At 49.6% G+C, this 13811-nt stretch carries 9 protein-coding genes; all 9 read right to left on the bottom strand.

The window, feature by feature from the left end; genetic code table 11:
• Window positions 1-99: 99 nt before the first annotated feature.
• Window positions 100-975: a class C sortase gene (locus ARCH_RS00170; RefSeq protein ID WP_013169297.1), complete on the bottom strand. Its 876-nt coding sequence runs from the start codon at window positions 973-975 to the stop codon at window positions 100-102.
• A 102-nt stretch (window positions 976-1077) separates the two neighbouring features.
• Window positions 1078-2544 carry a SpaH/EbpB family LPXTG-anchored major pilin gene (locus ARCH_RS00165; protein ID WP_013169296.1) on the bottom strand — a complete coding sequence of 489 codons (1467 nt, stop codon included), beginning with the start codon at window positions 2542-2544 and terminating at the stop codon, window positions 1078-1080.
• Window positions 2545-2577: 33 nt separating this feature from the next.
• The gene (locus ARCH_RS00160; RefSeq protein WP_041640248.1) at window positions 2578-2763 is read right to left on the bottom strand and encodes an LPXTG cell wall anchor domain-containing protein; all 186 of its coding nucleotides are present in this window, start codon (window positions 2761-2763) and stop codon (window positions 2578-2580) included.
• Window positions 2764-2773: 10 nt separating this feature from the next.
• Window positions 2774-5206 carry a SpaA isopeptide-forming pilin-related protein gene (locus ARCH_RS00155; protein WP_041640246.1) on the bottom strand — a complete coding sequence of 811 codons (2433 nt, stop codon included), beginning with the start codon at window positions 5204-5206 and terminating at the stop codon, window positions 2774-2776.
• A 262-nt stretch (window positions 5207-5468) separates the two neighbouring features.
• Window positions 5469-6467 (bottom strand): EamA family transporter RarD, encoded by a 999-nt coding sequence (rarD, locus tag ARCH_RS00150; protein WP_013169294.1) that lies wholly within the window; start codon window positions 6465-6467, stop codon window positions 5469-5471.
• Window positions 6468-6772: 305 nt separating this feature from the next.
• Window positions 6773-8617, bottom strand: a complete 1845-nt coding sequence (locus ARCH_RS00145) for a BCCT family transporter (protein WP_013169293.1) — start codon at window positions 8615-8617, stop codon at window positions 6773-6775.
• Between the two features lie 233 nt (window positions 8618-8850).
• On the bottom strand, window positions 8851-9120 hold the full coding sequence (locus ARCH_RS09825) for an Abi family protein (protein WP_145961595.1): 270 nt from the start codon (window positions 9118-9120) through the stop codon (window positions 8851-8853).
• A gap of 135 nt (window positions 9121-9255) precedes the next feature.
• Entirely contained in the window at window positions 9256-11913 is a 2658-nt protein-coding gene (locus tag ARCH_RS09165; protein WP_013169292.1) for a sialidase family protein, read from the bottom strand.
• A 176-nt stretch (window positions 11914-12089) separates the two neighbouring features.
• A complete protein-coding gene (locus ARCH_RS00135) occupies window positions 12090-13805 on the bottom strand; it encodes a bifunctional metallophosphatase/5'-nucleotidase (protein ID WP_013169291.1) in 1716 nt (571 codons plus the stop codon).
• Window positions 13806-13811 lie beyond the last annotated feature (6 nt).

The following is a 13811-nucleotide window of genomic DNA, read 5'->3' as shown; positions in this document are numbered from 1 at the left end:
GGCCTTCCGGCCTGATCTCGGTGCCCAATGAGCGGCATACTGAACGGGAGTGCCGTATATGGCACTCCCGTTCAACTGGGCGCTTGTTTGGGATCCTGATTATGCCGTCATAGGCGCCTGAGCGTCCTTCTTTTTGTGAAGGCCTGCCAGGAAAAGCCCACCCAGCGTGAAGGTTACGGCTGATGCCTGGATTACGAGCCACCATGGGAAGCCAATATCAGTTGGGCCGCCAATGTTGTTTTCGTGCACTGCTGGTGTTGGGATTACTCGCGATCCTGTCACGATTACACGCTGGGAGTTGATGCCTAATGGAGTGCAGGTGATGAGGGTGAGAAGGTCGCGGTTTTCTTCGGGGAGGATCTTGTAGGTGTCTTCTGGATCGATCACTTCGATGCGTTCAATCTGATAGACGAGGGCTTGATCGAGGACTTCTACGATGATTTCGTCGCCCTTTTTCACGTTTACAAGATCGGTGAAGAGTTTGGCGGAAGCGAGGCCACGGTGGGCTGTGAGTACGCTTCGGGTTGATAGGCCACCAACTGGGAGCGATGTGCCTTCCAGATGGCCTACCCCTTTGAGAAGTGTTTCTTCGGTGGTGCCGTGGAAGATGGGGAGATCAATGTTGACTGATGGGACTTTGACTCGGCCCATCATGGCTTCTGGTCCTACTGCAAGGAGTTCGTTGTATCGTTGCCGGTTGGACTCCGCTGAGCCTTCTGCATTGTTAGCGTTGGCATGATAGGTGGCGCCAGATACGAGTTTCTTGTTGTATTCGTTGGCGGCTTCTAGCTGTTCAACTGCCGATGGGTTGCGCTGCTGGACTGCAGCGGCGTGATAACCGGTGAGGATGGCTGTCTGATTGTATTGGTAAAGCCAGGTAGACATGGGCGAATAGGTGAGAAGCGCGGTCGCCATGAGGAAACTTAGGGCAGCGATAACTGTCCATCGGTCTGTTTTCCAGTAATACTTCTTCACTAATGGCCTTTCTACCTACTGTTCTTGCTCTAGCTATTGTTAATGCACTGTGGGCTTGATGCAAAATGTTTTGCATCAAGCCCACAGCTTCAGCCTTTACGTTCAGGCAGCCTTGCGTGAACGGGCCTTGTAAACGGCGAAGACGCCGAGGAGGATCATCGCACCACCGGCAAGGGTGAGCACGAGGATGCCGGTTGCACCGGTTAATGGGAGACCTGGCACGATTGGCTTGTAGTTGTCGATGGCGATCTTCACCGGATCAGTTTCGTTCAAAGAACTGATCTTTACCGGAGTCACTGCATCAGATGGAAGAAGGTAACCCTTTGGAGCATGAGTTTCCTTCACTAGAAGGTTCATTTCTTTTGCCTCGCCACGTCCAATGTAGGTGGTGAAGCGAGCTACACCTCCAGCAGGAACAATGAGTTGCCCGATCTTACGATCCGTATCGGTCACTTTCGAATCGTTATCAACGTCCTGATAAATATCGAACTCTGCACCTGCCAGCTTTTCCTTCGACGCACTATCTTGCTTGGTGAGCTCAACATTTCGGAAGTTAACAATATCCTGTCCAGGAATCTTGTTACCGTTTATATTGACGTTGCCTTCGTTCTTGATAGAACCATTACCTGGTTGCAACTTAGTCTTCACTTTAACAGTAATTTTCTGTCCAGCTTTTAGTTTTGCTAACCCTTCTGGGGTAAAAACATACTTCACAAGATTATTATCAGTCGTTCTCGTGTAGTAGCTAGTTAGGGGAATAGCACCATCCATTTTAATATCGGCATCTATAAGTTTTGCACCACCTGGTAGCTTGTCCGAAATTTCAAACTCACGATATTCAGCTAGTTCAGGAATCACATATTCAAGATCCCAAGTTACAACTACACCTTTTTGATAATTCTTCACAATGCCAGGCTGATCAATGGTTCCCCCGATTTGAAGTCCTTCAATAGCGGTAGCTTTCTTCGAAAGTGGCGTTGCTTTGGACCAAACATTCTTTGGATATGCAACTACATCATAATTCCACCCGTCAGTTTTCTTTGGACTACCTAAAGCGACATCCTTTTTAGGTTGAGGAATAGTCACAACAAAAGGTTCAGAAATCTTCTTAATATAACGAGAACCAATGGATTTTTCAGTAACTAAGTACGCCCCAATCTTGAGGTTATCAAATTTCACCTCGCCATTAATATTAGTTTTATCTGATTTTATGGGAGTAAGACCTAGCTTCTCAACGGCATCAAGATCAATCTTTTCCGCTTTCAGATCCGCAACTTTCTGCCATCCTTCAATTTTGCTAAGGTCAATATCGTTAATCTTCCGGATCTCAAAAGTTACGCCTTCAAGTGCATCTTTTTCATCTGGATTTGGTTTTTTAATATCTTCTTCTTTATCCACGGCCTTTTTGTGAATAGTTAGACTACCTTCTTTTTCTTTATCGATATTAACGACTTCCGCAGACGATCTCTGGCTGTTCGTCTCTGCTACTGCAGCACTCACGCCGAGACCGACAAATGCCAACGTCGTCGTCGCTAGAAGAGCGACTGAACGCTTAAAATTCCGACTCATCAGAATTTTCCTTTCCTAGTGTGTAATTTGCCATCACGCGTGAGATTTACGTGAACGCCACAGTGCAAATACTGTTGCACCGAAAAATATCAATCCTCCAAAGAGGAAAGCTTGAGAACTCATTCCGCCAGTCAATGGGACCTTGAGAGCCTGAGCTCGAGTATTTTCAATATTTCCAAGATCTGCAACGATAGCCTGATCATTGATAGAAATATTCACATCTTTACCATCAGTTTTTTTCTGGATTAATTTCGAATGTACGCGTCGAATTTGAATCAATTAAGTACCCAAATGGGGCTTGAGTTTCGGTCAATGTCCAAGTACCCCACTCAAGGTTATCTACACTAAAGACACCATTATCATCTTGTTCTACAACAACAGGTTCACGCGAAATAGAATCCTTTTTCGTTAGCTTCCATTTAGATCCTATTAGACTTTCCTTGGATTCAGAATCAATCTTTTTCCACCGAACTTTTCCAGGTAAATCTTGATTCGTGAACGTACAAGAAATCTTATCGCCAGGTTTTACAGACAGCTTCTTATCTTTGGCATTAAAATCTTGAAGCGACTTTCCACTTTCATCAGCACAAACCAAATTTTTGAGTTTATAACCTGACAAGTTCTTTTCACTCAAAAGATAATCTCCAGGTTCAATTACTTTAAGGATTGTTTTATCCGATGAATCAGCGTTCCAAGAATACTTTTTCTGTTCGGCCCCTTGCTTAGAAGCAGTTAATTCAAAATCTTCAGGTTTCTTTGTGCCACCATGGTTATTCTGAACAACTTTCTTCAGTTCGAGAGTGGCCTCTTGAAGCTTATTTGTGAATGTACACGTCACATCTTGATTGTATTTAAGGTGAATAAAATTCCTATTACCAGATTCGTCATGTTCGATCTTCAGATTCTCATTCGCAACTTGGTCATGGCAAACTAACGATTCAAGCTGGTACCGCTTCACGCGTTCATCATCAGCACGCGTTGGAGACTCCGTCAATTCATATCGCCCAACATTAACAACTTTTTTAACGGATGATTTCCCTTCAAAGACAGGCTCTTTTCTAGACTCTCTTTCCTCCTGCCAGGCAGCGAGAGTCCAGTCTTCAGGAACCAACATCTCGGCAGATTTCCCAGCGTCCACTTTTTTCACAAGAGTTAATTTAGGTTTTGGTTTATTAAAGAACGTACATTCCACACTAGAGCTATGACCTGCTTCAATACTCAAATTCAGGGTTATAGTACCCCTCACCCCCTTATTTTGCGAAAGGAGGCGCTTTTTTCCATCAACAGATCCATCAGAATGGCGTACTGTAGAATAACATTTCCACTGCGCTTCGTATGCATCCTCGCCCGAAACCGAATTCTCCGCCATTTCTTCAGAAATTGCTAGCTGTTCACCCGGAATAAATGGAATAGGTCCAACCTGATTTTCGACAGTTTTACCACTCCCGTCAGTATCTACGCTCACCGCTTTATTCCTACCGGTTTGAAGCGATAGCTTAAATTGGTCTGTTGAATCTAAACGATTGCCAAGCAATTCCTTTTTCAAGGTAACCGTTGGAGGAACACCACAGGAAGCAAGATCTGTCGACGACAGAAGATTCTCATCCTTACGAGTACCCTCTATCGTTTTCCGCATTTTATATTCAGATTTCGATGAAACATCCGTCTTCAGAACGCTGATCGCTTCGCCTACGAATATTCGCCCATCATAATCAAATGCAATACCATTAATAGTCGATTTAGGCTCTACCGAAACTTCTTTCACAAGAGTGTAGTCGTTGCCTGAAATTTCATGCCGCACCTTCGCTTTGGCTTCATCCAGAACGTCGGAAGATATTGTGGCAAGTTCAAAAATACCGCCGCCTTCATCACTCACAGGCTCAGCATTAATGAGGAACATATTTCCAGAAGAATCAAACGCGATATCACCATTATTACTAGGACGCCCATCACTAGTATAAAAACGAGTCAAGTCTTTCACCACTGCTACTACACTGTCCGAGAATCTACCCTGACTCATAGAAGCTTTGACTAAAACCGCAGCAGCTGAATTCTCACCTTTCTTCCCGCCTGGCTTTACGTTCGTCCCCGTCATCGTAACCGTGGTAGAAAAATAAAAATCCCCATGTTCATCCACTGCGCCGGAAATGAACCTGTTTGCTGCTAATTCAAGTCTAGAATAGTCACCTTTTAAAAGATCGATCTGCCCAACCTCAGCCCAATCTTTTCCTTCAAACCGATAGAGAATTAATTTATTTTCCTTCGCATACGGATATCTACTACCATCAGCAAACACTCTTCTATATGCCCAAGCTACATCACCCTTGGGACTAATGCCTAAGCCATTGTAATATTGATTTGCTTCATCATCTACAGCAACAGGAAGATCCGGAACGTTTGATCTAGAAATATTACTATTTTCCCCATAGTTAATTTTAGTAATACGCCCATCTCCACGCAGAGAGTACACCTCACCAACACCGCACGTAAATCCACTCTTTTTACCTTCGGAAGTAGAGCCGACAGTAGGAGTGAGGTCAGCAGATTTTTCAGCAATGTCAACAATTTCAGGTGCGGCAGTATTACCCTCCCCATCAACCACCGGGGCGGCCAATGCAACACCCGCCAGCGTGAGCGCCGTCAAAGAGCCAACAGCCAACATCACCATTCTACGGGCCGACTTTCGAACATTTATCACTCTAATCAACAGCCATCAACCCCGCAAACACAACACTCACACAAAAAACTACTTATCTAAATGAACACTAACAAAGAAATCAAGAGTTCATTTTAGACAAAAGCTCAATAAAGGATTTTATTCACGAAATTGCCATGTCGTAAATATGTCATTGCTATTTTTAGTCAGCAGAAAAGGCAAAAGGGGTTGATTCTAAAGTCAGGAATAACTATAGGACGAGTCAGTTTTACCGCGGCTTCTCCACCAGCTCGCCCTTGCGAGTCCGGAAAAACCGCGCCCACGAATCAGGTTCGGTACGGGGATGACGAGGGCGCCGACGTCGCCAAGGACGCACCGCAGGAACCGACCAACGCACGCGCTTAGACAAGGCGATAACGCCGTCGACCCCAAGTAAAAACACCGAAAGCCAAATCCCAACGTACGTCCACCACTGCGTGGGGTCAATACGCTCCCCAAGCAAAATCGCAACGATGATGACAAGGACGGGCTCGACGTACGAAAGAAGCCCAAACATCCCATACGAAAGCCACTTCACCGCCAAAACATACGTAATCACACCCAAAACAGACAGTGCGCCAAGCGAAAGCAAAATCAACACAAGCGAAACCGACGAAAACGCACTCTGAATCGAATGGCTCCCAGCAGCAACCCACAACGAAACCGGCAACGCAAGAGCCATTTCCCAGGCGAGGGCGCCAACGCCGTCGGTCTCAAAATAACGCCGAACCACAAAATACGCCGGATAGCCAAGCGCAATAAACGATGCAACCCAGCCAATCCCGCCAGCACGCCACGCCTCATACGCAACCGCACACGCAGCAATAACCGTTGCAACCATCATCAAAGGAGTCATGCGCTCCTTATAAAAAACGCGCCCGATCACAACCATCACAAGCGGCATCAAAAAATAACCCATGCCCACTTCCAACGTACGCCCAACCTGCGGCGCCCAACCAAACAACCACATCTGGCCAGCCAACATCGGCGCACAAAACGCATACGCAATCAGCTTCTTCGGATCAGAACGAACCCGATCCCATTCGCCCGTAAACCAGGAAAAACGCTTTGTTATCAGCAAAACAAGGAGGACGCCAGGAACGGTCATCACCATGCGCCAAGCCCACAGCTCCACGCCGGTCAGCGGCTCGGTCAAGGCCGCGATATACGAAAACATCGCAAACGCCACCGACGACAACAAGGAGATAACAACACCGCGGTTAGACATGGAACCCCGCAAAAAATTGAGCTGGAAAGTGAACGGGTGAGGCCAAGGCTGGCCCCACCAAACAGGTTAGTGGGTTTTCAACAAGCCCGGCTGAGCGAACCGCTGTGAGGTTGCACTATTTCGGGCGGTTTGGGGCGGGTGGGGTGGCTGATATGGGCGGGGTTGGGGTGGATTTGCGGTGGCTACTGTGCGACTCGGTGCCCGATCGGCGGGAGGGTGAACAGGAGTGCCGTATATGGCACTCCTGTTCACTGTGGCGCTATTTTGGCACCATCACGCATTGGCTTCCGGCACCAACCAGCTGGCTACGCCTTCGGATTTGCCTTCGCTTTCGGATTTGCCTTCACCTTCGGCTTCGCGGCACCGGCTCCGCTCGCATGTGCCATCCGCGCCATGCGCTTCTTGGCCCGGCGGATTTCTTCGCGTTCGCGATGGTGACGGCGCTCCACGGCCAACTGGCGGTTGAAGCGTTCTTGTTCGCGCTGATCGAGGTAGATTACGTCGCCGCGCAGATCCTTCACTATTGCAAACATGAGTGCAACAACCACGAACAGGAATGGCGTTGCAGCAACGATGGTGACGCTCTGGATCGAATTGAGCGCCTTATCGCCGCCGGATACAAGCAAAGTCAGCCCGATTAGCGCCGTGACCAGGCCCCACGCGCCCGTAAGCCATGGCGTTGCGGTGGAGCGTCCGCCTTGCGAAAGCGACCCCATCACGGTGGAAGCCGAATCCGCGGACGTAATGAAGAACGTGGCGAGCAGCAACACCGCAACGATTCCCATCACGAAGCCACCTGGGAGTGAGTGAAGCAGGTTGAAGAGCTGTGCTTCCGATGCCCCATCTGCGTAAATACTATTTCCACCCTGTTCCATGGAGATCGCGGTTCCGCCGAAGATCGCGAACCAGATTGTGGAAAGGCCCGCCGGCACCAGCAGCACGCCCGTACAGAATTCGCGGATGGTTCGGCCACGGGAAATTCGCGCGATGAACATGCCCACGAACGGCGACCACGAAATCCACCACGCCCAGTAGAAAATCGTCCAGGAGGAGATCCATTCGCCTGCGGTTCCGTCTACGGACGACGCCGTTCTCCCCGCCATTTCGAAGAATTGGGAGGCGTATGCGCCAAGGGACGTTGGGAGCAGGTTGAGTTGCACGATCATCGGCCCGAACGCGAACACAAACACCGCGAGCGACGCCGCGAACACCATATTCACGTTAGAAAGGATACGGATTCCTTTTCCGACGCCGGACATTGCCGATACGAGGAAAGCCAGCGTTAGTACGGAAACGATTGTGACGATCAGGCCTGTGTCTGGATTTTCTACGAAACCCGCGGCTTTAAGGCCGGCGCGGATTTGGAGAGCGCCGAGCCCGAGCGAGCAGGCGGTTCCGAATACGGTTGCGAAAATGGAGAGGGCATCGATTGTTTTGCCAACGAATCCGTTGGCGTGTTTTTCGCCGATGAGCGGCGTGAATGCTGCTGAGATGAGCTGGCGGCGGCCCACGCGATACGTGGAATATCCGATGGCTAGCCCAACAATCGCATACATTGCCCACGGATGGAGCGTCCAATGGAACATGGCGGTTGCCATCGCAGTGCCGACTTCATGCGGATTGTGTCCTGGCACGCCGTCGCGATAAAACGCGAGCGGCTCCGATGCTCCATAGAACATAAGGCCGATTCCCATACCGGCCGCAAACATCATGGCGATCCATGACGAGTTAGAAAATTCTGGCTGTTCTTCAGCTGCACCCAGCCTGATCGTGCCAAACTTACTGACGGCAATAAAAATAACAAACGCCACGAATATGGTTGTGAATAGGACGAACGCCCATCCCAAATTATTGAGCACCCATGCGAATGCTGCGCTTGACGCTGTGGAGAAATTTTCTGGAGCACACAGCCCCCACACCACCGTCCCGAGAACCAGGATCATAGCGGGAACAACAACCGACCACGCGATCGTCGTATCTTCTGTCTCCGACGCAAGCTCAACTGGTTTTTCTTGAATATCTGCAGCGTTGATATGTTGCTCAACTGAAAGAATTGCCGCAAGCGCGGACGTGGCGCTGGAAGTAGCATCTAATGGCTTATTTTCGGTCTTTTCTTCTACGTTACTATCAGGTCTATCGTTACTATCCATAGGAACATTCTTCCCGAAACTGCCGCGTTTGCCAAAAATCGGGGCTTTTGTGGGCGATTTAGGGTTTTTATCTGGTGGGATCGTGGCAGATTTGCGGCGGCTACTGGGTGACCCGGCTCCCGATCGGCGGGAGCCGGCACAGCGGTGCCGTATACGGCACCGCTGTGCACCGTGGCGCTTTTCTAGCCCCATATCCAAGGTTATGCGGCCACATACTCACCTCATAACCGTGTTCAAGCACGTGGATAATAGTATCCGCTCAAAAAATCTTCAGTGGAATGAATTCGATCTAATAAACGCGTTGAGTACTGGTTACTCTTCAAAATCTGATCCACAAGTCCAGCTATTAAAGCGATCATAGCTGCGGGAGTCTTAGGATTCACATAATCTCGTTTCACTCTTAACGCAATATCAGGCAGTGCAACATACCCATCAAACTTACGATTCCACAGACGCCCTTGATGCGCCGCAATATTCCTTAGATAAGTCATATTCTGAACCATTTGAAGGAATTGATCAGCTGAGTCGATATCTAAAGATTTTATCGCAGTATTTATTAGAGAAATCCCGGAGCGCTGTGTGGAGTACGCTCCGGGATTTCTGTGTAGTGGCGTGCGTGGTGCCGCCACTATTTTTCGTCAGTCGTGACGGCGGCGGGTGGCTGTGGTTCCTCCGATGATGCAGAGGGCTGCCAGGACGGTGATGATGCCCAGGGACAGGCCAGTCTTGGCCAGACCTTTAGATTCAGCCTTGGTGTCTGCCGTGATCTTGGTGTCTACCTTGTCCTGTGGAACATCCTTCACCTGCGGGCTAGGATCCTCGCCTGGCGGAACTGGTGTTGGATCAACAGGGCGTGCTGGCGTGTCACACTTGAGTTCATCACGATTTGGAGCAGTCCACGACCAGGTGGTCTTCGCCCCCTTAGCTAAAGTGAATCCGTCCTTGAGAATGGCGTTAACCTTCACGGTCTTCCCGTAGAGGTATTCATAAGTAAAGAGATCATCCTTGGTTGGGCTGATCACCTGACCGTCAACAGTAACCTCATAGGTGACACCTTCTACAGGACTGACCTTGACATATGGAGTGACCATACATGCTGCTGGATCAGACGCGTCAGGAGTAATACCATCAACGTGCGGGGTGACACCCTTAACCTCAGGAGCCGGCTCAGGCTGCGGTGCCGGCTGCGGTGCCGGCTTTGGCTTTACATCATCCTGTGGAACCTTCTTAGCCTCTTCCAGTTCCTTCTTAACCTTCTCAAGTTGAGCCTTGAGGTCAGTGTTTTCCTTGGTGAGTTTGTTTATCTTGGAACGAAGAGCATCGTTTTCATCGGCAAATTCAGAAAGATTACCTTCTAGTCCTTCGATGGACTTGGCGTCTTCTTTGGCTTTCTCCTCTAAATTCTTGGCGGATTCAGTGGCTTGATCGCGTTCAGATTCAGCCTTCTTCACCTTGGCGTTGAGATCTTCGATCTGCTTGTGCTGTTCGGCAACCTTCTTTTCGGCGGCAGCCTTCTGCTTTTCGGATTCGGTGAGCTTAGCTTCTTTGACAGCAAGATCCGAGGCTACGCGTTGTTTTTCAGCCTTAGCAACCTCCAGTTTCGCGTTGATAGAGTCAAATTCTTTCTGCAAGCGTGCTTTTTCAGCGCGTGTAGTTTCCGAATCAGCCTTCAATTCATCTAACGCTTCAGTTTTAGCCTTGATATCCAGAGCTAGCTTATCTACATTTTCTTGTAGTGCAACAGCCTTATTCTCTGCTTTTTCAAGGTTTTGCTGTAACTTCTCAAGCCCTTCTGCTTGCTTGGCTACCTGCTTTTCTAGCTTAGCCTTCTCAGATTTAGCCTTTTCAAGATCAGCTTTAGCCTTATCGAGTTCAATTGCTTCTTTTACGCCAGGGCAGGTGCCAACCCAGTCGAGGCCAAAGCTACGGTAGTAAATACCATGCTCTTTTTTACCATTCTTTCCATCTTCAGAAAGCATCCCTATACGCCCATCATGCTGGGTAGTAATAGTAACGTATCCTGTCGATCCTTTATTAAACTCTTTTGACGTCCAATTTTCCCCATCATTACAAGACAACCATACAGTCCCATTATGACGGTCATTATCTCCTATATTGCTCGTGGAATTAGCAAATAGTAGAACTTTAGATCTTGGATCTTCAGATGGAATTCCTGGGAATACCTTTAGAATTTGACCATTTGTTCCATGATCAACAACATCTGGCATCACAGATTCTCTCTCCCATGAGAAACCACCATTTTTAGAAAATGCTTGTATACGCTTACCAAGTCTTTTCCCATTTTTATGGCGTGAAGTGAGCAATAAACGCCCATCTGACAATTCGACTACTTTATTTTCATCCATATCCGCGCCGACAGCATCACCCGCGTTCCAGGTGGTTCCGCCATCTTTAGAAATAAAAGAAAATGCTTCTTGTTTTGTCCCCGGCTCTCCTTGTCCAAGGGTGAATTGCTGTATTAACCAACCTTTATGACTGCGATGAGTCAATTGAATCCCCTGGCCAGATGTCGCAAATCTCCACTTGACATTCCCATCAGGAGTTACATTTTTGGTTATAATTCGAGAATTCCAAGTCTTTCCATCATCAATTGATTCAGAAATTTCAACTTGCACTACATCATGGCTTGCTGCATCATTACCACTCTTAGATTCATGTAAGCCCGCACGATAAGAACGCACGTGAAAATTAAATATTTTGCCTGTATCCCAGTCAACAACATAAGAGGGATCAGAACATCCACTAATTTTTTCCATATCTGAAGTAACAGTACCGTCACAGATATTATTTTCTTTTTGCCAAGATTTTCCATTATCAACAGAACGATATTGCACAATAGAATTAGGATTTGGTGAGTCTCCACCATTTTTCCAATGACGACGTCCAAACAATTGAGTCCATGAAGCTTTTTCAGAACTCAAAGGACGTTCGTCGAAAGCAGCAATAAGATCACCTTTGGGTGTGGCCGTAATCGCAGGAATTCGATAATTAATCCCCTCAACATTTTCTTGAATCGCAATAGGTTCTGTAATATCACTGAAGCCAAGGCCTATCTGCGCCGAAGGCTGCGGCTTCAGGCCTTCCTTCGCAGGCAGATTGACTGCCTCTGCAGTACCTAGTGTTTCTTCAGATGCCGGAGCAGCAGTAGCAGCTTCTGGATGCGGCGCTTCCGCGTCGGCTGCGTGGCCGAGCGGCGCCATCGCCAAGCCCGAAAACACGAGCGTACTAGATGCGATTCCGGCCAGAACGGCCTTGCGGATGTGCTGATATTTCATGGTGTTCTTTTAACTCCTCTATGAGATCGGCATCATTGCCGGTGGATAGAGTTATCCATAACTTCAAATAATAACCAAAAAAGTATCAGTTGTCTGATCAATATTGAAATCCATCATCCTTTCACCCATGAATGTGCAGGCGGAAAAATTTCCGCCTGCACATCACCGATCAACCATCAGTTAACCTTCACTTTACGCCGCAAAACCACACCAATCATGAGCGCTACACCCGCAACCCCACACACCCACAGCACCGACGAACCCGTATTCGCCAGCGCCCCCGGAGCTACCTTGCGCGAGTCAGATCCAGTCGCACCAGGAGCCGGGGACAGAACCGGCGCAGGCGATAGAGACGTTTCAGGAGATGGAGACGGTGCAGGGTTTCCGCACTGCGTCGTCGTCAAAAACTTCTCCAACGCCTCAAAATCAGTATCAAGCGTGCCCTCGCCCGCAAGCACCCGCGCGCCTTTGAAGGCCTCAACCTTGTTTCCGCCGTTCACAACGTAATTCGTCACGGCCAAAACCACGCGATCCGCGTCCTTGATTTCGGAACCGTCAGCGCGAACCAGCCCAGAAATCTTCGCACCGGCCGGCGCGCCCGCATCGTACACGAAGTCAAAACCGGCTACTAACGGGTACCCAGCACTATTGCCCTCGGGCACAGAATCGGCACCCTGCTCCAACGCGGCCCGGAGCTGCGCACCAGTAGCCTCGATCTTCATCACCTTATTTCCGTACGGGAAAACGGCCCACACATCCTTCATGGTCACGGGCCCGGCAGGCAAATCCGCCCGCACGCCGCCAGCGTTCACCCACCCAAAATCGGCGTCTGCAACGCGGCGGAAAGCTTCGGCGGCAACGTGCCCAAGCTCAGTCGGCTTCGCCAGCGCACGCTCCGAACACCCAACCTGCTGAGCAAGCCGCGCATCCAATTTATCCTGGTATTCACCCGCCACCTGCGCAATTGCCGGATCCTCAGCCACGGTACCATCCACCTGAACTTCACGATGCTTCGCAACCACATGGCCGTCGGCACCCCGCACAAAATCAATCCGCGCCACGGAACCATAATTTCCCTCGGGCGCAACGGCGAAACGGCCATCTGGCAGCATGGTGACGTCGTTGCCCTCCTGCTTCGCCTCGTTTTCCTCACGCAAAACCACGGAAATCTGCGGGACTTCCTGGAGAAGTTTCGTTGCGTCGGCCGCCTTCGGGAATTGAGCAAGAGCGACGACGATGTCCACCTCACCCAACCGTACCACCGCCGACTTCGCGGCGGAAACATAATCTTCCTCCATGACCTGGCCGCTCACAGACGTGGTATCCATGCCTGCGGTCAAGCCAATGTAGCCGATCTTCAAGCCGCCAACTGTGCGCACTGCGGTTATATTTTCGGCACCGTTAAACGGGTGGCCTGCCACCGTGAGGTTCGACGATACCCACGGGAACCGTGAATCGGCAACGTTCTTGCGGGTCTGCTCCACGCCGTAATCGAAATCGTGCTGACCAAACCCAGCCAGATCCACGCCGATCTTGTTGAACAGATCAACCATCGCTTCGCCATGGAACACGGCACCAAACAGCGTGCCACCGCCCAGATCGCCGCCAAACACCAGGTCAGAGGGCACGCCGTCCGCCCGCTGATCCTTCACAACCGTGGCCAAACGTGCCGCGCCGCCATGGAAATTAGGCGCATCCTTCTTACCTTGGTTCACAGGCATCGCATCGTGGCCATCCTGGAAAAACAAAATCGAAGCCTCTGGCGTTGATGCTGGATTCGGCGCCGAAACTGGAGCTGGCGCCTCAGACCCTTCGGCCGCCGCCACCGGCAACACCCCCAACGATGCCAACACTGCAGCGCCACACGCCGCCGTAACCCGCACACCCTTCATACCCGC

This window comes from Arcanobacterium haemolyticum DSM 20595 (assembly GCF_000092365.1).
Lineage (GTDB): Bacteria > Actinomycetota > Actinomycetes > Actinomycetales > Actinomycetaceae > Arcanobacterium > Arcanobacterium haemolyticum.
Note: the sequence above shows the minus strand (reverse complement) of the source record. Positions and strands in the feature narration are given on the sequence as shown.

Excerpts from the sequence above, each read along its gene's own strand:
- ARCH_RS00165 (WP_013169296.1), bottom strand. The coding sequence starts at position 2,544 with ATGAGTCGGAATTTTAAGCGTTCAGTCGCTCTTCTAGCGACGACGACG.
- ARCH_RS00155 (WP_041640246.1), bottom strand. The coding sequence starts at position 5,206 with ATGTTGGCTGTTGGCTCTTTGACGGCGCTCACGCTGGCGGGTGTTGCA.
- rarD (WP_013169294.1), bottom strand. The coding sequence starts at position 6,467 with ATGTCTAACCGCGGTGTTGTTATCTCCTTGTTGTCGTCGGTGGCGTTT.
- ARCH_RS00145 (WP_013169293.1), bottom strand. The coding sequence starts at position 8,617 with ATGGATAGTAACGATAGACCTGATAGTAACGTAGAAGAAAAGACCGAA.
- ARCH_RS09825 (WP_145961595.1), bottom strand. The coding sequence starts at position 9,120 with ATGGTTCAGAATATGACTTATCTAAGGAATATTGCGGCGCATCAAGGG.
- ARCH_RS09165 (WP_013169292.1), bottom strand. The coding sequence starts at position 11,913 with ATGAAATATCAGCACATCCGCAAGGCCGTTCTGGCCGGAATCGCATCT.
- ARCH_RS00135 (WP_013169291.1), bottom strand. The coding sequence starts at position 13,805 with ATGAAGGGTGTGCGGGTTACGGCGGCGTGTGGCGCTGCAGTGTTGGCA.